The 21,343-nt window shown below is 36.4% G+C and carries 19 protein-coding genes and 1 riboswitch; of the genes, 16 read left to right on the top strand and 3 right to left on the bottom strand.

The window, feature by feature from the left end; all coding sequences use genetic code 11:
• Window positions 1–14: 14 nt before the first annotated feature.
• Entirely contained in the window at window positions 15–2,612 is a 2,598-nt protein-coding gene (gene ppdK, locus VMW81_02485; protein HUU49812.1) for a pyruvate, phosphate dikinase, read from the top strand.
• A gap of 4 nt (window positions 2,613–2,616) precedes the next feature.
• Complete coding sequence (locus VMW81_02480) at window positions 2,617–3,054, top strand: NUDIX hydrolase (GenBank protein ID HUU49811.1); 438 nt, start codon at window positions 2,617–2,619, stop codon at window positions 3,052–3,054.
• A gap of 13 nt (window positions 3,055–3,067) precedes the next feature.
• On the opposite strand, the gene VMW81_02475 is transcribed toward VMW81_02480, so the two are convergent.
• Both VMW81_02475 and icd read right to left on the bottom strand, forming a co-directional pair.
• Window positions 3,068–3,736 carry an orotate phosphoribosyltransferase gene (locus VMW81_02475; protein HUU49810.1) on the bottom strand — a complete coding sequence of 223 codons (669 nt, stop codon included), beginning with the start codon at window positions 3,734–3,736 and terminating at the stop codon, window positions 3,068–3,070.
• Window positions 3,737–3,739: 3 nt separating this feature from the next.
• Window positions 3,740–4,984 (bottom strand): isocitrate dehydrogenase (NADP(+)), encoded by a 1,245-nt coding sequence (gene icd, locus VMW81_02470; GenBank protein HUU49809.1) that lies wholly within the window; start codon window positions 4,982–4,984, stop codon window positions 3,740–3,742.
• A 172-nt stretch (window positions 4,985–5,156) separates the two neighbouring features.
• Window positions 5,157–5,283: riboswitch (FMN riboswitch) on the top strand.
• 67 nt (window positions 5,284–5,350) lie between these two features.
• Here icd and ribD point away from each other — a divergent pair.
• From ribD to holA, 10 genes are all read left to right on the top strand, one after another.
• Window positions 5,351–6,439, top strand: coding sequence for a bifunctional diaminohydroxyphosphoribosylaminopyrimidine deaminase/5-amino-6-(5-phosphoribosylamino)uracil reductase RibD (ribD, locus tag VMW81_02465; protein HUU49808.1), 1,089 nt, complete (start codon window positions 5,351–5,353; stop codon window positions 6,437–6,439).
• A 10-nt stretch (window positions 6,440–6,449) separates the two neighbouring features.
• Entirely contained in the window at window positions 6,450–7,094 is a 645-nt protein-coding gene (gene ribE / locus VMW81_02460) for a riboflavin synthase (protein HUU49807.1), read from the top strand.
• Window positions 7,095–7,114: 20 nt separating this feature from the next.
• Window positions 7,115–8,320 (top strand): bifunctional 3,4-dihydroxy-2-butanone-4-phosphate synthase/GTP cyclohydrolase II, encoded by a 1,206-nt coding sequence (locus VMW81_02455; protein ID HUU49806.1) that lies wholly within the window; start codon window positions 7,115–7,117, stop codon window positions 8,318–8,320.
• Between the two features lie 28 nt (window positions 8,321–8,348).
• Window positions 8,349–8,825 (top strand): 6,7-dimethyl-8-ribityllumazine synthase, encoded by a 477-nt coding sequence (ribE, locus tag VMW81_02450; GenBank protein HUU49805.1) that lies wholly within the window; start codon window positions 8,349–8,351, stop codon window positions 8,823–8,825.
• 1 nt (window position 8,826) lies between these two features.
• On the top strand, window positions 8,827–9,240 hold the full coding sequence (nusB, locus tag VMW81_02445; protein ID HUU49804.1) for a transcription antitermination factor NusB: 414 nt from the start codon (window positions 8,827–8,829) through the stop codon (window positions 9,238–9,240).
• A gap of 11 nt (window positions 9,241–9,251) precedes the next feature.
• Window positions 9,252–9,785, top strand: a complete 534-nt coding sequence (locus VMW81_02440; protein ID HUU49803.1) for a hypothetical protein — start codon at window positions 9,252–9,254, stop codon at window positions 9,783–9,785.
• A gap of 12 nt (window positions 9,786–9,797) precedes the next feature.
• The gene (locus tag VMW81_02435; protein ID HUU49802.1) at window positions 9,798–10,526 is read left to right on the top strand and encodes a metallophosphoesterase family protein; all 729 of its coding nucleotides are present in this window, start codon (window positions 9,798–9,800) and stop codon (window positions 10,524–10,526) included.
• 82 nt (window positions 10,527–10,608) lie between these two features.
• The gene (gene leuS / locus VMW81_02430; GenBank protein HUU49801.1) at window positions 10,609–13,098 is read left to right on the top strand and encodes a leucine--tRNA ligase; all 2,490 of its coding nucleotides are present in this window, start codon (window positions 10,609–10,611) and stop codon (window positions 13,096–13,098) included.
• 10 nt (window positions 13,099–13,108) lie between these two features.
• Entirely contained in the window at window positions 13,109–13,624 is a 516-nt protein-coding gene (gene lptE / locus VMW81_02425) for an LPS assembly lipoprotein LptE (GenBank protein ID HUU49800.1), read from the top strand.
• A gap of 6 nt (window positions 13,625–13,630) precedes the next feature.
• Window positions 13,631–14,656: a DNA polymerase III subunit delta gene (gene holA / locus VMW81_02420; protein HUU49799.1), complete on the top strand. Its 1,026-nt coding sequence runs from the start codon at window positions 13,631–13,633 to the stop codon at window positions 14,654–14,656.
• A 12-nt stretch (window positions 14,657–14,668) separates the two neighbouring features.
• Here holA and rpsT read toward each other — a convergent pair whose 3' ends face one another.
• A complete protein-coding gene (gene rpsT, locus VMW81_02415) occupies window positions 14,669–14,947 on the bottom strand; it encodes a 30S ribosomal protein S20 (protein ID HUU49798.1) in 279 nt (92 codons plus the stop codon).
• A gap of 73 nt (window positions 14,948–15,020) precedes the next feature.
• Between rpsT and murJ the strand changes: the two genes are divergently transcribed.
• The 4 genes from murJ (at window position 15,021) to VMW81_02395 (ending at window position 21,335) form a co-directional block, all read left to right on the top strand.
• The gene (gene murJ, locus VMW81_02410) at window positions 15,021–16,643 is read left to right on the top strand and encodes a murein biosynthesis integral membrane protein MurJ (GenBank protein HUU49797.1); all 1,623 of its coding nucleotides are present in this window, start codon (window positions 15,021–15,023) and stop codon (window positions 16,641–16,643) included.
• Complete coding sequence (gene xerD / locus VMW81_02405; GenBank protein HUU49796.1) at window positions 16,643–17,530, top strand: site-specific tyrosine recombinase XerD; 888 nt, start codon at window positions 16,643–16,645, stop codon at window positions 17,528–17,530. Before murJ ends, xerD begins: the two co-directional genes overlap by 1 nt.
• Window positions 17,531–17,538: 8 nt before the next feature.
• Window positions 17,539–20,208, top strand: a complete 2,670-nt coding sequence (gene glnD, locus VMW81_02400; GenBank protein HUU49795.1) for a [protein-PII] uridylyltransferase — start codon at window positions 17,539–17,541, stop codon at window positions 20,206–20,208.
• Window positions 20,209–20,339: 131 nt separating this feature from the next.
• Window positions 20,340–21,335 (top strand): PhoH family protein, encoded by a 996-nt coding sequence (locus VMW81_02395; protein ID HUU49794.1) that lies wholly within the window; start codon window positions 20,340–20,342, stop codon window positions 21,333–21,335.
• Window positions 21,336–21,343 lie beyond the last annotated feature (8 nt).

Here is a 21,343-nt window from a genome sequence, read left to right as displayed (position 1 = left end):
AAGGAAATACAAAAATGAGGAATTTATTAGGGGGAAAGGGTGCTGACTTGGCAGAAATGGCGAGTTTGGATGTTCCTGTTCCTCCTGGTTTTACAATAACAACAGAGGCATGTATAGAATATTACAATAATAACAAAAGCTATCCTGAAGGTCTTTGGGATGAAGTAGAAAAAAATCTGGAGAAGCTTGAGGAAAAGATGAGATTAAAGCTCGGCGATGATAAGTCACCCCTTTTGGTATCGGTAAGGTCAGGGGCGAGGGTTTCAATGCCTGGTATGATGGACACAGTATTAAATCTGGGATTGAATGATAGAAGCGTCAAGGGATTGGTCGCTAAGTCAGGTAATGAGAGATTTGCCTATGATAGTTACAGAAGATTTATCACCATGTTTGGTGATGTAGTTCTGGGCATTGAGCATAAAAAATTTGAGTATATACTGAACAAAAAGAAAAAAAAGCTTAATGTCAAGCTGGATACAGAGCTTAATGCAAAAGCCCTCCAAGAGCTTGTATCTGAATATAAGAGGCTTGTTGAAAAGGAAAAAAATATCAATTTTCCAGAAGACCCAAAAGAGCAGCTCAAGATGGCCATTGATGCTGTCTTTGATTCTTGGAATAATCAAAGGGCAATTACATACAGGAGATTGAATAAGATCCCTGGAGATTGGGGAACAGCGGTAAATATCCAGACTATGGTATTTGGTAATATGGGAGACAATTCAGGCACGGGGGTCGCCTTTACAAGAGACCCTGCGACAGGAGAAAAGAGATTCTTTGGTGAGTACCTTATAAATGCCCAAGGGGAAGATGTAGTGGCCGGGATAAGGACACCTCAACCTATTGAGACTTTAAAAGAGAAGATGCCGAGTATCTATAAAGAACTGGAAGATATATATAAAAAACTGGAACAGCATTTTAGGGATATGCAGGATATTGAGTTTACCATTCAGGATGGTAAACTTTATATGCTCCAGACAAGAAGAGGAAAACGCACGGCTCTCTCCTCAGTTAAGATTGCCGTGGATATGGTAAACGAGGGACTTATCGATAAGAAAGAAGCGGTATTGAGGGTAGACCCTTATCAGCTCGATCAACTCTTACATCCTATGTTTGATTCCAAAGCAAAGGTTACCCCTATTGCAAAAGGTCTTCCAGGTTCTTCAGGGGCGGCAGTTGGGAAGGTCGTATTTACAGCGGATAGGGCAGAAGAACTCCATGCAGAGGGTGAGGATGTGATTCTCGTAAGAAATGAGACCTCGCCTGAAGATGTGGGAGGGATGTATGCCTCCAAAGGGATTCTTACTGCGAGGGGAGGATTAACATCCCATGCTGCTGTTGTTGGAAGAGGGATGGGCAAATGCTGTGTTGTGGGGTGTGGTGCAATAAGCGTAGATGAAGAGAAGAGATATTTTAAGGTGGACGATAAGATAGTTAAAGAGAAAGACTATATATCGCTCAATGGAAACACAGGCGAGGTTATTTTAGGAAAGGTTGATCTGGTTGAATCAGAGTTGAGTGATGACTTTGAGACACTGATGAAATGGGCAGATGAAATAAGAACTTTGGGTGTTAGAGCCAACGCGGATACTTCACAGGATGCTGAGAAGGCTGTTCAATTCGGTACTGAGGGTATAGGCCTTACACGGACAGAGCATATGTTTTTTAAAGAAGACCGTATTCCGATAGTAAGAGAAATGATCATGGCGAAAGATAAAGAGACGAGAGACAAGGCCCTTGAAAAGCTTTTGCCAATGCAAAGAGAGGATTTTATAGGGATATTTAAGGTTATGAAGGGAATGCCTGTCACGATAAGACTATTAGACCCACCCCTTCATGAGTTTTTGCCAAAGCATGATGAACTTTTTGAAGAGCTGACAGAATTAAAGCTAAAAGGGGGGGATAAAGAAAGAATCTCTGAGCTGGAAGAGGTTTTATCAAGGGTAGATGCCCTTGCTGAATTTAATCCCATGCTAGGGCACAGGGGCTGCAGGCTTGGGATTACCTTTCCTGAGGTATATGACATGCAGGTAAGGGCCATTTTTGAAGCGGCTGTTGAGATTGCAAAAAAGGGGGGGAAGGTTTTCCCAGAGGTCATGATTCCATTGACGGGGACAATTGGAGAAATGAGAATCACATATGAGAATGCCAAAGAGGTTATCAAGGAGGTTCTCAAGAATTCAGATGTAGAATTTCATTATATGATAGGGACTATGATTGAAGTTCCAAGGGCAGCTCTGGTTGCAGATAAAATAGCTGAATATGCCGAATTTTTCTCCTTTGGTACAAATGATATGACTCAGATGACCTTTGGTTTCAGCAGAGATGATGCTGGCAAATTCTTACCCTTCTATATAGATAAAGGTATTTTGAAGATTGATCCTTTTGTGGCCATAGACCAAGAGGGCGTTGGAGAAATGGTAAGAATTGGTGCAGAGAGAGGGAAAAAGACGAGGCCAGATATTGAACTGGGAATATGTGGTGAACATGGTGGTGAACCAAGCTCAGTAGAATTTTTCCATCGGATCGGTTTAGATTATGTCAGTTGTTCCCCTTATCTTATTCCTGTGGCTCGTTTGGCTGCTGCTCATGCAAAGCTAAAAGAGGAAAAATAGATAAATGCAAAGGGGATATCCTCAAAGACCCATATTAGGGGTTGCGGGTATTATTATTAAAGATGGAAAGGTTCTTCTGATTAAAAGGGGCAAAGAGCCTGGCTATGGAAAATGGAGTATTCCTGGTGGGGTGGTTAAATTGGGAGAGCCCCTAAAAGAGGCAGTTAGAAGAGAGGTTTTAGAAGAAACGGGCTTAAAGGTTGAGCCCATAGAGTTTGTAGAGGTTTTTGAAAGGGTTATCCGAGATAAAGAGAGTAAAATTGAGTATCATTATGTCCTCATAGATTTTGTCTGCAGATATATCTCTGGTGAAGCAAAATCAGGCACTGATGCCCTTGATACCCGATGGGTAATCCCAGAAAAGATCTCAAACTACAATATGACTACTGGTACAGAAGAGGTTATAAAAAAGGCCTTTAAGAAATTCAGTTCCTTTCATTAAGGTAGTTAAAAGATCAAGTACCCTTATATTCTCTTGACCACGAGATTGGATCCTTAAGAAAATCTTTTATAATCTTGCTTTCCTCTGTCTTTAGCAATCCAATCTTTTCTGCTGTTTTCAATAAGATTTCCCATGTGGTTAGGGAATGAAGCTTGAGATTTGCTGCCTTTAGCTCCTTATAAGTATCAGGATAACAGCCATACTCAAAGATGACCAGAGTATCATTTACCTCTGCGCCAGCATTTCTTAAGGACTCACAAAAGCTTAACTTGCTCTTTGCTGTGGTAGCCAGATCCTCTACCAGCAAAACTTTTTTCCCCTTTTCCATGACACCCTCTATGATCTTATCCTTACCAAAGCCCTTAGATTTCTTTCTCACATAGACCATAGGAAGGTTTAGTGATTCTGCGAGCCATGCAGCTAGGGGGATTCCAGCCGTTTCACCACCAGCAATCACCTCTATATTTTCCATTCCAATATCGGATTTGGTTTTTTCTGCGAGCATGTGGATGATCTCTCTCCTTTCTTTCACAAAAGAGATGAGCTTTCGACAATCCACATAAACAGGACTAGCATTTCCAGAGGTAAGGATGTAAGGGGTTTGAAGACTCCAGCTCACTGCCTCAATATCTAAGAGGATCTTTGCTGTTTTTTCTCCTGGATCTTTCGAGTTATCAATCATTACTTACATATTTTTTATGATGGTTGATCCAAATTCTGAGCATTTGAGGAGGGTTGCGCCTTTCATAAGCCTCTCAAGGTCATAGGTAACCTGTTTTTGAGAAACGGTCTTCTGGATGGCGTTAACGATCAGGTCTGCCGCTTTTTGCCAGCCGATATGTTCAAGCATCATGACACCTGATAATATAAGCGAACCTGGGTTGACCTTATCCTGTCCAGCATATTTTGGAGCAGTGCCATGGGTTGCTTCAAACAGGGCAGTGGTATCGCTCATATTTGCTCCTGGTGCCATTCCAAGCCCTCCTACCTGAGCAGCCAAAGCGTCAGACATAAAATCCCCGGTTAAATTGGGCAGGGCTAGTACACTGTATTCATCGGGACGGAGAAGGATCTGCTGGAACATAGAATCAGTTATTCTATCCTTAATAAGGACTTTATCTTCAGGTTGTTTTCCATTATATTCTTTCCAGAGTTCGTCCTCTGTTATCGTATTATCTGCGAACTCCTCTTTTGCTAATTCATAACCCCAGTCCTTGAACGCCCCTTCTGTGAACTTCATGATATTTCCCTTATGGACAATGGTAACACTCGATTTTTTGTGGGATATAGCATATTGAATGGCCTTTCTTACCAGTCGTTTAGTGCCTGTAACGCTGATATGCTTTATACCTATTCCTGAATCTGCTTTAATCTCATTACCCAATTCATCTTTAATATAATCAATAATCTTTTTGGCTTCAGGGCTGTGTATGGGCCACTCTATACCTGAATAGACATCCTCTGTATTCTCCCTGAACACGACCATATCAATCTTTTCAGGAGTTTTTACAGGGCTGGGTACTCCATCAATATATCTTACAGGTCTTACACAGGCAAAGAGATTTAATACCTGTCTCATGGTTACATTGAGGCTTCTGTATCCACCACCTATAGGTGTTGTTAAGGGTCCTTTGATCGCAACATGATAGTGTTCAATAGCCTTTAAAGTGTCATCTGGCAGCCATTCATCATATTTTGCCTTTGCCTTCTCACCAGCATATATTTCAAACCATTCTATCTTTTTTTGTCTGTTATATGCCTTTTCAACTGCACTATCAAATACCCTTACAGCAGCAGCCCAAATATCAGGACCTATACCATCTCCCTCGATAAAGGGGATAATAGGATTATCTGCAACGATTAATTGACCATTTTTTATTTCAATCCTCTTTCCTTTCTCAGGTTCTTTAAGCATTTTAAACTTAACCATTTATCCTCCTTAAATATTGGTATCTTAAAAATTTTAGTATAAGTCAGAAATTATACTTAATATCAATCCTTTGTCAAGAGTAACTCCTCCTCGTATCAAAAAATTATATTTTTAGCTATAATCAATTGATAAGTTCTTGCTTGACACGATTTTAGACTTATGTTAACCTTTTCAAAACCTTCGGGGCAGGGTGTAATTCCCGACCGGCGGTATAGCCCGCGAACCTCTATATAATTCTAGGGGTTGATCTGGTGTAATTCCAGGGCCGACAGTTACAGTCTGGAGGGGAGAAGGTTGAGGTTTACGATATTTATCCCGAAGGTTTATTTTAAATCTTCGGTTTTTTTTTGATTTAATCAGTAGATGATGTCAAAGAAATATATGAGATTGGCCCTTGAATTGGCAGAAAAGGGAAGGGGAAGGACAAGTCCTAACCCTATGGTTGGAGCTGTTATTGTAAAGAAAAACAGGATTATTGGCCAAGGGTATCACAAAAGAGCAGGTTTTCCTCATGCTGAAATTATAGCGTTAAGGCAAGCTAAAGCTCAGGCTGAGGGAGGAACCCTTTATGTGAACCTTGAACCATGCTGTCATTATGGAAAGACCCCCCCATGTACAGATGCGATTATAAAAAGCAGGGTTAAAAAGGTGGTAATAGGGATGAAAGACCCCAATCCCCTTGTTTCTGGAAAGGGGATTAAGATTCTAAAGAAGGCAGGTATTGAGATAAGTGACGGTATTTTAGAAGAGGGGTGTAAGAGGTTAAATGAAGCATATATAAAATTTATAAAGTCTGAAAAACCATTTGTCACCCTTAAGGTCGGTGAGAGTATCGATGGAAAGATTGCTACGAGAAGGGGAGAATCTCGTTGGATAACCTGCAAAAAGTCGAGAGAACTTGTCCATAAACTCAGGAATGAATCTGATGCAATTATGGTAGGTATAAACACGATTATAAAAGATAATCCAAGACTCACGTCCAGATTAAAAAGCAATAAAGGAAAAAATCCAAAACGGATTATTGTGGATAGTTTTTTGAAGATTCCATTAAAGGCCAAAGTCTTAAACTTAAATGATGCTGATACTTATATTGTTACGACTAAAGATGCTTCTAAAAGGAAGAGATCATTATTACAAAAAAAAGGAATAAAAATATTACTGATAAATAAGAAACGGGGAAGGGTGGATCTACAAAAGCTTATGGTAGAGCTAGGAAAATTAAACATAACCAGCCTTTTAATAGAAGGTGGAGGAGAAATAAATGCCTCAGCGCTGAAAGAAGGTTTAGTGGATAAGGCCATGTTTTTTATTTCTCCAATAATCATAGGAGGGAAAGAGGCTCCCTCTCCTGTTGGTGGTGAAGGATTTCTTTTTTTGAAGGACGCGAAGAGCCTTAAGAATATTATGGTTAAAAGAGTTGATCAAGACATTCTCATAGAAGGTTACTTGAATTAATTTTTTAGATATGTTTTCAGGTATTATAGAAGAGATAGGCACAGTTAAAAAAATATTCAAAAAAGGGACATCTCTGACTTTGACAGTTCAGGCGAACAAAATTCTGAAAGATATGAAAAAGGGTGATAGTATCTCTGTAAGTGGTGGGTGTCTTACAGTTATTGGTCATAATGATAGCTCCTTTTCTACAGAGGTTTCTCCGGAGACTATAAAAAAGAGTAATTTAGGTGATATCAAGAAGGGGGACAAAGTTAATTTAGAAAGGGCTTTAAAGATTGGTGATAGGCTTATGGGACATATGGTAAGCGGTCATATCGATGGAACTGGAATTATTGTAAAAAAAGAAAAGAAGGGTGATTTTATAGAGACTACGTTTCAGGTCCCCAAAGAACTGATGAAATATATTGTTGAAAAAGGTTCTGTAGCTATTGATGGAGTAAGTCTTACAGCTTTAAGTTGTAAGGAGGATACCTTCAAGATCAGCTTCATTCCCTATACAATCAATATGACAACTTTCAGTGCTAAAGATATTGGAGATTCCGTCAATCTTGAGTGTGATATTATTGGAAAATATACGGAGAGTTTTTTATCAAGAGAGGAAAAAGAAAAGAAAAAACTCAGCAGGGAGTTTTTAAAAGAACATGGATTTATTTAATTAAAGGAGGTTCTTTTTATATGAAGTTTAATATTATAGAAGAGGCCATAGAGGATATAAGAGCGGGAAAGATGATTATCCTGGTGGATGATGAAGATCGAGAGAACGAAGGTGATTTAATGGTAGCCGCAGAAAAGATAACCCCAGAGATCATTAATTTTATGGCCAAGTATGGAAGGGGACTGATATGCCTTTCCATGACTCCCAAGCGTTTAAAGGAGCTAGAAATACCGGATATGGTGAATGAGAATACTGCAACCTTTCAAACAGCATTTACTGTTTCTATTGATGCAAAAAAAGGAATCACAACAGGAATATCTGCCTCTGATAGAGCAACGACTATCCTCACGGCTATAGATCCCAAGACAAAACCGAGCGACTTTGCTCGCCCAGGACATGTATTCCCTCTTAAGTCAAAAGAAGGAGGGGTTCTGGTAAGGACAGGTCAAACAGAAGGCTCTGTGGATCTAGCAAGATTGGCTGGTCTATACCATGCAGCGGTTATATGTGAAATAATGGATGAGGATGGAGCTATGGCCAGAGTTCCAAAGCTTATGGAATTTTCAAATGCCTATCATTTGAAGATTGTTACGACAAAAGACCTCATTGAATATAGGATGAGGACGGAATCCTTTATCCGCAGAGCTGCTGTTACAAAGGTTCCTACTGAGCTTGGTGTTTTTGATGCGATTGCCTATGAGAATACCTTAAACGACCAATCTCATCTAGCTCTCATTAAGGGTAAGATTAAACCTGATTCTGAGGTGTTAGTCAGGGTTCATTCCCAATGTCTTACAGGCGATGTTTTTGGGTCTTACCGATGTGATTGTGGTGAACAGTTAAATAAGGCCTTAGAGATGATTTCCAAAGAAGAGACAGGTGTTTTATTATATATGCAGCAAGAGGGCAGAGGCATAGGTTTTGTAAATAAGTTAAAGGCCTACGAACTGCAGGACAAGGGTCTTGATACAGTGGAGGCCAATGAAACTCTAGGATTTAAGGACGATCTGAGGGATTATGGAATAGGGGCCCAGATTTTGGTAGACCTGGGGCTTAAAAAGATTAGGTTGATAACTAATAATCCGAGAAAGATAGTTGGTCTTGATGGCTATGGGTTAAAGGTTATAGGAAGGGTTCCCTTAGAGATAAGACCGAGGAAATACAATGTAAGATATCTTATTGCAAAACAGCAAAAGCTTGGACATTTGTTAAATAATATCAAATAATATAATAATATAAAGAGAGGAGAGAATTATGCCAAAATATATTGAAGGGAATCTTATAGGTAAGGATTTAAAATTTGCGATTGTTGTAAGTCGTTTTAATGAGTTTATTACTGGAAGGTTGCTTGAAGGGGCGTTGGATGCTTTAAAAAGGAGTGGGGTTAAAGACAGTGATGTAAGTGTTGTCAGGGTACCAGGTGGTTTTGAAATTCCCTTTGCTGCTAAGAAAATGGCCTTAAAGAGAAAATATGATGCAGTTATATGTTTAGGAGCCGTCATTCAAGGAGATACCCCTCACTTTAAGTATATAAGTGCAGAGGTGACTAAAGGGATAGCTAGCATTTCCCTAGAAACAGGAATTCCAGTCATACTAGGAGTTTTAACAACTGATACCATTGAACAGGCTATAGAGAGAGCTGGGACAAAGGCTGGGAATAAAGGATGGGAAGCAGCTATTTCTGCCATTGAGATGGCAAATGTTTATAAAGCTATAGATACAAATAAATAATATGGGAAAGAGGAGAAGATCTCGAGAAGAGGCATTGAAAATTATCTATCAGTATGAGATAGCTAGAGAAGACATAGAAGAGATTTTAAGACGCTATTGGACTTATAATAGTCTTTCCGATGATATTGTAAGTTTTGCTACTGATCTGGTTAGGGGAACAATACAGTATATTGAAGATATAGATCAAAAGATTGAAAAATACAGCGATAACTGGTCTTTAGACAGGATTGGAGCAGTAGAGTTGGGTATTCTCAGGATAGCCATTTATGAGTTGATTTATCGAGATGATATTCCACCAAAGGTGAGTATTAATGAAGCTATTGAGATAGAAAAGAAATTCGGGAGCGAAGATTCTTCAACCTTTATTAATGGTATTTTAGATAAGGTAAAAAGAGATATAGAATTGAAGGGATAAGGCATTCATTTGTGATAAGTTTAAAAATAGTTTCGAAGAACCTTCTAAATATAAAAAGCGGAATCATTGTTGTACCTTTTTTCCAGGATATTATTCCTTCTCGTGGGAGTTTAAGTCGAATCGATTGGTTAATGAGCAACAGAATTTCTCATCTTATTCTGTCCGAAAAATTATCAGGAAACTATATGGGAAGAGGCCTCTTTTGCAATTCTGACAAATTTATTACTGATAAAATTTTGTTGATAGGTATGGGTAAAAGCTCAACTTTTGACATTAAAAGGATATTTAATATATCTTCTTCTGTTATTGATATTCTATCGAAGATTAAAATCTATGACTTTTCTATAGAGTTGATTGGCAAGAATATCGTAAGCCTCGAGCCTTATCTAATTTTTGAACAGATGGTCAAGGGTTTTATTAAAAAGACTAAAGAAAGGGATATCGTGATTCATATCGCAGAAGAAGATGACCTGATATATAAGATGTTAGCAGAAACTGCAGCACAGATTATTCCTAACTATAAAGGCTCTCTCACACTAGCTTAATTATTTGGAATCATGAAATATGCCATCCTTTCTGATATACATGGCAATCTTGAAGCCTTTCAATCCGTTTTAAACGAGATAGAAAAGGAATCGCCGGATAAGATATTTTTTTTAGGTGATATTGTAGGATATGGTGCCAATCCTAATCAATCCATTGAGTTGTTAAAGACCATAACAGATATGGTTGTCGTTGGTAATCATGATCATGCTGCTGTGGGATTAACCGATATATCATATTTCAATATATATGCAAAAGAGGCTATATTGTGGACACAAACCCATTTAACGTCTGATAATGTTGAGTATTTGAAAGGGCTTCCTTTTTCAAGAAAAATAGAAGATATAACTTTATTCCACTCCTCACCTAAAGAACCAGAAAAATGGTATTATATTTTTGGAATTGATAATATCGAAGATAATTTTAATTATTTTGATACGAGGATATGCCTTATAGGACATACCCATGTTCCTCTTATAATCATTGAAGATAAAAAGAAAGAATTATTTGTGTCTATAGAGAATCCAATTAAGATCAAAAATAACCTAAGATATATGATTAACATAGGAAGCGTTGGACAACCTAGAGATGGTGACAATAGATCAGCGTATGCTATTTACGATACTGAAAAAAACTTGTTTCAGATCCATCGTGTATTTTATGATATTCACAAGGCTCAAGCAAAGATAATAAGTAAAGGCATACCAGAATATTTAGCCTATAGATTGGCATATGGAAAGTAATAGTTTTCTTATTGTAAGAAGATTATCATTTTGTTATTATTAAAAAATTTTGAAGGAATTTAGGTTTTGGAGAAAGATATTTATGAGTGATCGATACGATTTTAAGAATATCGACAAAAAATGGCAGAAGATATGGGAAGAGAATAAAACCTTTCAGGTATCTGAGGATTCACAGAGAGATAAAAAATATTATGTTTTAGAGATGTTTCCTTATCCTTCTGGTAAGATTCATATGGGTCATGTAAGAAACTATACCATTGGGGATGTCATATCAAGATTTAAGAAGATGCAAGGATATAATGTCCTCCATCCAATGGGTTGGGATGCATTCGGCCTTCCAGCTGAGAATGCTGCTATCCAGAGAGGTATCCATCCATCAGAATGGACATGGGAAAATATCGGATACATGAGGACCCAGATGAAAAGAATGGGATTGAGCTATGATTGGGATAGAGAAATAGCTACTTGTCATCAAGATTATTATCAATGGACCCAATGGATATTTCTCAAGATGTATGAGATGGGCTTGACATATAGAAAAAAGGCGATGGTGAATTGGTGTGAATCTTGCAAAACAGTCCTTGCCAATGAACAGGTAGAAGGTGGTTTGTGTTGGAGATGTGATACTCCTGTGGATACAAAGGAGTTGGAACAGTGGTTTTTGAGAATCACTAAATATTCTGAAGAGCTGCTTAAAGGCTGTGAAGATTTGATTTCGGGTTGGCCGGAGAGGGTCTTGACTATGCAGAAGAACTGGATCGGAAAAAGCTATGGAGTCGAGATCAATTTTCCTCTGGAGGGGAGCAGTGAATCGATCACGGTCTTTACGACCAGACAGGATACCCTCTTTGGAGCCACATTTATGAGTCTTGCCCCTGAACATCCGTTATCAAGTCAATTGCCTAAAGGGACCTCTTATGAAAAAGACGTTAATGAATTTATCTACGAGGTATTAAAAGAAGGTAAAATAAAGAGAGCTTCTGAAGAGGCAGAAAAGAAGGGTGTTTTTACAGGAAGATATGCTATTAATCCTGTAACAGGAATGAGAATTCCGATCTGGATTGCAAATTTTGTTCTTATGGATTATGGAACGGGGGCTATTATGGCCGTACCTGCTCATGATCAGAGGGATTTGGATTTTGCAAGGGAATATGATTTGCCTGTTAAGGTTGTTATCCATCCCTATGAAGGTTCTCTTAATGAGTCAAGTATGACAGAAGCCCATATTGAGGATGGGTATCTCGTTAGTTCAGACGATTTTGATGGGATGAACAATAGGGAGGCGATGGATAAGATTGCCGATTTTCTGGAGAAAAAAGGTATAGGAAAAAAGACGGTTAATTATCGCTTGAAGGATTGGGGAATTTCTCGTCAGAGATACTGGGGAGCACCTATTCCTGTAGTTTATTGTGATCAGTGTGGAATCATTCCCGCCCCTTATGAGAGTCTTCCGGTTCTGCTCCCCCTCAAGATCGAATTTAAAAAGACAAAAAAGTTGTCCCTCGAAGACACGCAAGATTTTGTAAATACGGAATGCCCGAAATGCGGAGAAAGAGCAAAGAGAGAAACAGACACAATGGATACGTTTATCTGTTCTTCATGGTATTTCTTAAGATATACCTGTGCCAGATATAAGGAGAGCCCCATAGATACTAAGACCGCCAACTACTGGATGCCGGTTGACCAGTACATAGGTGGGATTGAGCATGCTGTTATGCATTTATTATATGCTCGTTTTTTCACAATGGTTCTGAGAGATGCTGGGCTTATTAAAGTAGGAGAGCCTTTTAAAAATCTTTTAACTCAGGGAATGGTTCTCAAGGACGGAAGCGCCATGTCAAAATCTAGGGGTAATATTGTAGATCCTGAGGATATCATTGAAAAATATGGGGCAGATACGGCAAGAATATTTATTATTTTCGCATCACCTCCGGAAAAAGAATTAGACTGGAGCGATCAGGGTGTTGAGGGAGCTTTTCGATTCCTAAATAGAATATGGCGTCTTGTTAACAACTACTTAGACGACATGAAGGACGTTAGTATAAATCACGATAGTCTAAACGAACTCTCTTCAGATTTAAAAGATATAAGGAGAAAGACACATCAGACAATAAAGAAGGTTACGGATGATATCGGCAAGAGATTTCACTTAAATACAGCTATTAGCGCCATTATGGAGCTTATCAATACCCTTTACAAATGGGAGGTCAAAGTTAAGGATGAAAAGTCTTTAATGGTGCTCAAAGAGGCGGTTTTATCCTCTATTATCCTTCTCTCTCCCTTTGCCCCACATATCGCCGAAGAAATGTGGCAGTTAATAGGAAACAAGGAAGAGTTATTGTCACATCCATGGCCTTCCTATGAAGACGAGATCACTAAAGAAGAGGAGATTGAGTTGGTTGTTCAGGTGAATGGGAAGGTTCGTGCTAGGGTTTCTGTCAGTGCTGATGAAGATGAAGAGGAGCTGAAAAGGATAGTATTAGGAAATCAAAGAATTAAGGAGTGGGTTAAGGATAAGTATATCAAGAAATATATTATTATCCCTAACAAATTGGTTAACATTGTTATATAGGATAAAGGATATGATGAGAGCAAAAAGGATTCTTATTTATATCATGGTTTTTAGCCTTTTTGGCTGTGGCTATCAATTGACTGGCACAGGGAAAAGCAAACTTCCAACCCATATAAAAACCATTTCTATCCCTACCTTTGTTAACAAGACTCGAGAGCCAGGGATAGAGATAGAGATAACCAGGATTATTCGAGATACATTTATTCGAGATGGGAGATTAAAGATCATTTCCTCTGGTAGTGCAGATAGCCTTTTAAGTGGAGAACTTAGAAATTATAACCTAAAACCGATATCCTTTGATACAAACGATAGAGTAACAGAATATAGAGTTTTGATACATAATGAGATTATCTTTAAAGATCTCATTACAGATAAGGTGCTTTTGAAACAGAGTCTGACTGCAGATGACACATATAAGGTTACCAGTGTTATTGCTAGTAGAGAGGCGGCAGAGAAGGAAACGAGAAGAAAAGCGTTTGTTGAATTAGCTGAGATGCTTAGAAGTTTAGTATTTGAGGGATTTTAATAGTCAATGGCTGTAAGAAATTATACTGCTCTCATTAAAGAGATAGAGAAGGGTCTTTTTTCTCCAATATACCTTTTTTATGGTCAGGAAACATACCTCATTGAAGAGGCTACAGAAAAGATTTTTAGATTATATGTTGATCCAAATTTTAAAGATTTTAGTTATAGGCTTTTATATGCAGATGAGGAGAGCCTTTCCGTTATTATTGATGAAGCAAAAACTCTTCCTTTTATGGGAAATAAAAAAATATTGGTAATCAAGAATATTGATAGAGTAAAAAAGGAAGATGATGAGATCATTATTAATTACTGTTTGAACCCCTCTCAGAGTAGCTGCGTTATCTTTACTGGTGAAGAGATAGATAGGAGAAGGAAATTTTTTCATGTTGTTTCAAAAAAAGGTATTGCAGTAAGATTTGATTGCCTTTCTGATAAAGATTTAGATAGTTGGATTAAAAAGAAACTTGAGGGGTATAATTTGAAGATATCTGAAGAGGCGCTATCCTATCTTAAGAATTTTGTTAGAAATGATCTTAGAATGATCAACAACGAATTAGAAAAGGCGGTTTCGTTTGTCGGTGAAAAGTCTGAAATTAGACTTGAGGATATTGAAGCTGTTTCAGGAGACATTCATTTTCGGTCTATCTTTGAACTTACTTCATCAATTGGTTGGAAGAAAGAAGAAGATGCTTTAAGGCTTATCAATAAGATATTACTTCAAGGAGAATCTCCGTTAAAAATACTTGCACTCATAAGCTATCAAATTCGTTCGATAATGTTAACAAAATTCTATCTAAAAAAACGATATTCTCTAACGAGGATATCAAAAGAACTTGGGATACCACAGACTTTTCTTAAAGAATATATTAAGCAATCAAAAATTTTTCAATTTAGAGAATTGAGAAGTCATCTGAAAGAATTGCTCAATATCGATATACAATTAAAATCTTCTAAGCTATCCCCAAAGATTCTTTTAGAGTCTTTGATATTAAAGATGTGTGCTCTTCCTTCAGGATCAGAAAGGACGCGGTAAATTTTTTAGTGGTTATTTTTTGCTTTTATTTTTTAAAGAGCTGACCTTGCTTGATAGACGTGCTATTTTTCTAGAGGAACTTTTTTTATGGAGAATACCCTTTGAGGCAGCCTTATCAATAACAGACATTGCAGCTGTTAGAGATTTGTTGGCTTCCTCAGCATTTCCCAGCTCTATTTTTTCGTTGACATTTTTTATTACTGTCTTTATCAATTTTTTGACTTGTGTATTTCTTGACTTTCTGGTCTTATTTTGTCTCGCCCGCTTTAGGACAGAAAGATGTTTTTGCATTTTGGTTCCTTTCAAAAATTATTTTTTAAACTAATTTGATTAAAAAGTCAATACTTATTTTTTATATTTTATTATGAAAAGCGAATCAGAAGAAAAAATAAAATATAACTCACAAAAGATAAATAAAGAAGAGGTTATAAAGGCCGCAGGCGTTGTAAGCGCAGCAACCCTTTTGAGTCGGATACTAGGATTTATAAGGGATATGGTTATCGCTAATGTTTTCGGAGCAGCTATGATTACAGATGCCTTTTTTGTTGCCTTTAGAATTCCAAACCTCTTGCGTCGCCTTTTAGGCGAAGGCACGCTAACCGCAGCCTTTATTCCTGTATTCACTGAATATCGAGAGACCGGTAAAAAAGACGAGGCATGGGATTTAACCAATTCATTAATAACAATTTTAATTCTTCTTCTTATCAGCATAACATTTTTGGGAGTTATTTTTGCTCCAATTATCGTAAGATTAATCGCACCCGGATTTTACAACTCTATGGATAAATATACCTTGACTGTTGGTCTTACCAGGATAATGTTCCCTTATATCTTTTTTATCGGTCTTACGGTTATGGCTATGGGAATATTAAATTCCCTTAAACATTTTGCAACCCCATCCCTTGCCCCGTCTATTTTAAATATCTCTATGATTTTAACCGCACTCTACCTATCACCCTATACAAAATATCCCATTTTTGCACTTGCTTACGGGGTTATATTGGGTGGAATAGGTCAGCTCATATTTCAGATTCCTATTCTCCTAAAAAAGGGGTTGAAGTATAGAATAAAGTTTGATTGGACTCATCCCGGGGTAAAAAAAGTAGGGGGTTTGATGCTTCCCAGTGTTTTGGGATTGGCAGTAGCAGAGATTAATATATTTGTTGATACCCTCTTGGCTTCACTACTCAAAGAAGGGAGTGTTTCTTTTTTATATTATGGGAATCGTCTGGTTCAATTTCCTCTAGGTCTGTTTGGTGTGGCTATGGGAATAGCCATATTACCTATGTTATCGATTACCTCTGCGAAAGACGATATTCGTGAACTCAAAGATACATTATCTTTTGCATTAAGACTTGTTTTTTTCGTAACGATTCCCGCTACTATAGGTTTAGTTATTCTCAGAGTCCCTATAATTAATGTTCTTTTTCAGAGAGGAGAGTTTCTTGCTTCTGACACGTATTTTACTGCAATAGCCCTTCTATATTATTCTATAGGTTTATGTGCCTTTGCCGGTGTAAAGATTGTTGTTCCAGCCTTTTATTCTTTGAAAGATGCAAAAACTCCTGTCAAAATAGGTATCTATGCCATGCTGGCAAATATTATTTTAAATTTAATTCTGATGGTTCCTTTAAAACATGGAGGTTTGGCCCTCGCTACTTCATTATCATCAATGCTAAATCTCGGTTTGTTAGTTTTTATTCTAAGAAAACGATTAGGTCCTCTGGGGATGAAGAAAATAATCAATTCTATTATCAAATTGTCTTTTGCTACAGTAATCATGGGAATTATTTTAGCCTCCTTGACCCATATCTTTTTTAGGATAGATTCTTATTTTTTTGAAAGATTGCTATTTTTAATTTTTAGCATCTCAATTGCAATGATAGCCTATTTCTTAATCTCTTATTTACTCCGAAGCGAAGAGTTGTTATTTTTATTTGATTTTATAAGGAATAAGGGTTCTGGAGAGATAGCAAAGGAGCCTTAATGAAAAATCTTTTAAATGAATTTATAAATCATCTTGTTGTAGAGCGGAGATTAGCAAAAAATACTGTAGATGCCTACTCTAGAGATATAAAAAGATTTATAAATTTTTTCAGGCTCAAATCCCCGAAAGATTTATCTGATATAATAAGAGATGATATTAATAATTATCTTTCAAATTTCAGAAAAGAAAAATTGTTGGCTTCATCTCAAGCGAGGCATTTGGTTTCAATAAAAATGTTTTTTAGATTTTTGGTTAATGAAGAATTGATAGAGAAAAATCCAACAGAAAATATAGAATCTCCTTCTCTAACGAGAAAACTACCAGAAACTCCATCTTTTGAGGAAGTTGAGAAGTTGTTAAAAAAACCTGATAAAAATCACCCTTTAGGACTCAGAGATTCAGCCATGATAGAGCTTTTATATGCTACCGGCGTGAGGGTTTCTGAGTTAATATCTTTAACCATTAACGATATAAATCTTGAAGTCGGTTATATTATATCTATGGGTAAGGGGTCTAAGCAAAGAATCATACCCTTAGGAGAAGAGGCTTCTCTGCGATTAAAAAACTATTTAGAGTCTTCTCGTCCTCTTTTAATTAAAGGTAAGGCTATTAATGAATTGTTTGTAAACAGACAAGGAGATAAAATGACTCGCCAGGGTTTTTGGAAGATTATAAAAAAATATGCAAAGGCTGCTGGCATTGCAAAGGAGATTAGTCCCCATTCTTTAAGGCACTCTTTTGCAACTCATTTATTAGAGGGAGGAGCAGATTTAAGATCTGTGCAGAAGATGTTGGGACATGCCGATATCTCTACAACCCAAATTTATACTCATATTATTAAAGAAAGGCTCAGAACTATATATGATAAATACCACCCAAGGGCATGAGTTCGAAAATGAATTTACAAGATAAGGTAAGAAATATAACGAGACAGATTATCACCAAAAATTATAGGGTAGAGTCTACCCATTTACTGAGAAACTTTATTGCGGACAAGAGAGAAGAAATAAAAAAAGGTCATATAAATGGGAAAAAAGGGTCTGACACAGTTAGGGCCTATTCAGAACTAGTAGACAGAGTCATAGAAGGAATATATTTTGCCTCCATAGAAAATTTTGACCAAAAGTTTTCAAAAAAGAAAAAAACAAGATGTGTTTTGATTGCAATAGGAGGCTACGGAAGAGAAGAACTGAGCCCATACTCCGACGTAGATATCTTATTTTTATATGAACCTTTATTAGATAAATTTATAGATAACCTTGTTAAGGATATCATCACTACTCTTTGGGACACCGATTTTAAGGTTGGCCATAGTTGCAGAACCATAAAGGAAAGCATGAGGATTAGCAATTTAGATCTTTCTGCGCAAACAGCAATGATTGAATCAAGATATATTATCGGCAATAAAGAGCTTTATAAAAAATTTAATAAGGCATTAAAGAAGAATGTTATTGATAAGGGAATAGACTTTTTTATAAATCGTAAAATATTAGAGAGAAAAAGAAGACACACCATGTATGATGAATCAGTAAATTTGTTAGAACCCAATATTAAGGAAAGTCCTGGAGGGCTCAGAGATTTTCATATTACCATGTGGGCAGCGGCTACTAAATATGGTGTTAAAAGTCTTAAAGATCTTTTCGAAAAGGGGCTTATAAGCAAAAAAGAGATGAAGTCTATTATGAAATCTTATGATTTTTTATTGAGGGTGAGGAACGATCTGCATTTTCTTGTCGGTAAAAGATGGGATATCTTGGATATAAATATACAAAAAAGGGTAGCATATAATCTCGGATACAGAGATAAAGATAATCGAAAATTAGTAGAGCTATTTATGCAGGATTATTATATCAATGCTACTAATATTTATTACTTCTCAACGATGTTTTTAGATAAGTATCTAGCAAAGAAGGTTTTAAAATATAAAAAGGTCCAAGATATTGATGATTTTTTTGTCACCAGAGATAGCCAGATCGATATAAAGAATGGCCAAGATACTTTCAAAAAGAATCCTATTTTATTAATGAAAGTATTCTCTTACGTCCAAAGATTTGGATTAGAAATAAGTATTGAAACAAGGAACGCTATTGCATCTTATCTGTATTTAATAGATGAAAGATACAGGGAGTCACCAGAAGCAAGGGATATATTTTTAATGATATTAAAAGAAAAGAGCGCTGGTCGAGCACTTAGGCTTATGAATGAACTTGGGGTTTTAGACCAATATATACCAGAATTTAATCCTATCAAATGTCTCGTTCAATATGATTCTTATCATAAGTATACAGTGGATGAACATACCTTAAAAAGTATAGAAATACTTGAGGATTTGCCTAAAGCTAAAAAGAAAGGGCTGAGAGAACTCTCTGAGTTATACAAAGAAATTTCTAACCCTGAACTCATTAAATTAGCATTGCTGTTTCATGATATTGGAAAGAGTGGTGGGCCAGGTCATATAAAAAGAGGAGGAGTAATAGCAGCTTCAATAATGAAAAGGATGGGACTACCAAATGATGTATCTTCCAAGATAAGATTTTTAATAGACAATCATCTTATGATGAGCCATATATCTCAGAGAAGGGATATGCATGATCACAAGGTGATAAGAGAGTTTGCAGAACTTATAGAAGAAGAAGAAAATTTAAAGATGTTATCTGTTTTGACTTATGCAGATACAAAGGCTGTAGGACATGATATTTGGTCAGAATGGAAAGCTACGTTATTAATGGAACTTTTCAACAAGGCCATGGATTATATAAGAAAAGGGGGGAGAGCTTTTTTAACAGGCAGGTCTTTAATCAATAGATTAGAAGAAGAAATCTTAAAAAAAGTAGCTTATTGTATAGATAAAAAAATTATACAGGACTATCTCGAGATGATGCCCCAACAATATACAGCCACTACTTCCGCTGAAGGAATAGCAAGACATATTAGATTGGCTCAAAGATTAGTGAAAAAAAAGCTGGTTATTGACTGCTATCAAAATCTTGATATAGGTTATACAGAATTAATGGTATGCACCCATGGCAAGACAGGATTATTTTCAATGATCGCCGGAACCCTTACATCAAAAAATATAAACATCTTAGGCGCTCAGATATTTACTAGGAGCGATGTAGTTGCAATTGATGCCTTACAGATTAAAGATTTGGATGGTAAACCCATTTTAGATAATAAATTTTGGTTAGCATTTGAGAAAGATTTATTGGAGGTAATAGAAGGGAAAAAGAATGTAGAAGAGCTTATCTCTTCAAGAAAAAGATATGTGTTTCCTAAAAAGATAAAGGGCCCAAAGGTAGATACAGAAGTGAGGATAAAAAATAATATTTCTGATACTCATACGGTTATAGAGGTAATAGCTGAGGATAGAATAGGGCTTTTGTATGATATAACAGATACGTTGTTCAGATTAGATCTGGATATTTATATTGCAAAGATATCTACTGAGGCAAACAAGGCAATAGATGTTTTCTATGTAACCGATTTAAAATGGAAGAAGATATTCTATTGGAAGAAGTTGAAAGATATTGAAATAGAATTAAAAAGAAGACTTTCTAGAAAATAAATAATTTTTGATTTTTAGTATGATTTATGATAGAGATAAATATAATATTTCTTAGTTAAATATTCACTAAATCTCATAGATTGTTTCATCTTTATAATTGATTTCAGATAAAATGATTGTTTTTTTGGAGAATGAATATATTGATTTCAGAATTTAGCAAAGAAATTCTTTTAGAGAACAGTGACTATATTCCATCCCTTTATGGAATCAATGATAGACATCTCAAACAGATTGAAAATAGCTTTAATGTGAGAATATCAACAAGAGGAAACAGAATGAATATAAAGGGTGAAAAAGCAAGCGTATTAAAAGTTGAGAAGTTAATAATGGATTTGTACAGTATGTTGGAAGAAAATTGTCCTTTTGAGGATAATGACTTGAAATTTATATTAAGAGTTTTTATTGAAAATAATGGCGCTGATATAAAAGGTATATTTTCAGAAAGAGTTGAGGTTGCCTCAAAAAGAAGATATATAACTCCCAAGAGCATTGTTCAAAAGAAGTATATTGAGGCTATTCGAAAAAATAATATTGTTTTTGGAATAGGACCTGCAGGTACAGGTAAGACTTATCTTGCAATGGCCATGGGGGTTTCTGGTTTGATTAATAAACAGTTTCGTAAGATCATCTTAGCTAGACCTGCTGTAGAGGCTGGAGAAAAATTAGGCTTTCTACCGGGAGATCTCTATGCAAAGGTCAATCCCTACTTAAGACCTCTTTATGATGCTCTATATGATATGATAGATTTTGAAAAGGCTCAAAAATTCATAGAAAGAGAATTAATTGAAATTGCTCCTATCGCATATATGAGGGGGAGGACGTTGAATGATTCATTTATTATCTTGGACGAAGCCCAAAATGCGACTTCAGAACAGATGAAGATGTTCCTGACCCGCATGGGTTTTAATTCTAAAACCATCATCACCGGAGATATAACGCAGGTAGATTTACCTGACGGTAAAATATCAGGTTTAATAGAGATTCAATATATATTGAAAAATATTCAAGATATTAAATTTATATATTTTTCAGAAAAAGATGTAGTAAGGCACGATCTCGTTCAATATATTATCAAAGCTTATGAGACCTATGAGTCGAAGTCAGATAATTTCAGGAAGAAAGGTTAGATGGATAA

The organism is Nitrospinota bacterium (assembly GCA_035528715.1).
GTDB lineage: Bacteria > JADFOP01 > JADFOP01 > DATKYB01 > DATKYB01 > DATKYB01.
This window is presented reverse-complemented; position numbering and strand designations above follow the sequence as displayed.

Bases quoted from the DNA above. Each gene is read 5' to 3' on its own strand.
- xerD (HUU49796.1), top strand. From the start codon at position 16,643: ATGAAAAATCTTTTAAATGAATTTATAAATCATCTTGTTGTAGAGCGG.
- VMW81_02395 (HUU49794.1), top strand. From the start codon at position 20,340: ATGAATATATTGATTTCAGAATTTAGCAAAGAAATTCTTTTAGAGAAC.
- glnD (HUU49795.1), top strand. From the start codon at position 17,539: ATGAATTTACAAGATAAGGTAAGAAATATAACGAGACAGATTATCACC.
- VMW81_02455 (HUU49806.1), top strand. From the start codon at position 7,115: ATGAAGTTTAATATTATAGAAGAGGCCATAGAGGATATAAGAGCGGGA.
- leuS (HUU49801.1), top strand. From the start codon at position 10,609: ATGAGTGATCGATACGATTTTAAGAATATCGACAAAAAATGGCAGAAG.
- murJ (HUU49797.1), top strand. From the start codon at position 15,021: ATGAAAAGCGAATCAGAAGAAAAAATAAAATATAACTCACAAAAGATA.
- ppdK (HUU49812.1), top strand. From the start codon at position 15: ATGAGGAATTTATTAGGGGGAAAGGGTGCTGACTTGGCAGAAATGGCG.
- ribD (HUU49808.1), top strand. From the start codon at position 5,351: ATGTCAAAGAAATATATGAGATTGGCCCTTGAATTGGCAGAAAAGGGA.
- VMW81_02480 (HUU49811.1), top strand. From the start codon at position 2,617: ATGCAAAGGGGATATCCTCAAAGACCCATATTAGGGGTTGCGGGTATT.
- ribE (HUU49807.1), top strand. From the start codon at position 6,450: ATGTTTTCAGGTATTATAGAAGAGATAGGCACAGTTAAAAAAATATTC.
- VMW81_02475 (HUU49810.1), bottom strand. From the start codon at position 3,736: ATGATTGATAACTCGAAAGATCCAGGAGAAAAAACAGCAAAGATCCTC.
- VMW81_02435 (HUU49802.1), top strand. From the start codon at position 9,798: ATGAAATATGCCATCCTTTCTGATATACATGGCAATCTTGAAGCCTTT.
- icd (HUU49809.1), bottom strand. From the start codon at position 4,984: ATGGTTAAGTTTAAAATGCTTAAAGAACCTGAGAAAGGAAAGAGGATT.
- rpsT (HUU49798.1), bottom strand. From the start codon at position 14,947: ATGCAAAAACATCTTTCTGTCCTAAAGCGGGCGAGACAAAATAAGACC.
- ribE (HUU49805.1), top strand. From the start codon at position 8,349: ATGCCAAAATATATTGAAGGGAATCTTATAGGTAAGGATTTAAAATTT.
- nusB (HUU49804.1), top strand. From the start codon at position 8,827: ATGGGAAAGAGGAGAAGATCTCGAGAAGAGGCATTGAAAATTATCTAT.
- holA (HUU49799.1), top strand. From the start codon at position 13,631: ATGGCTGTAAGAAATTATACTGCTCTCATTAAAGAGATAGAGAAGGGT.
- lptE (HUU49800.1), top strand. From the start codon at position 13,109: ATGATGAGAGCAAAAAGGATTCTTATTTATATCATGGTTTTTAGCCTT.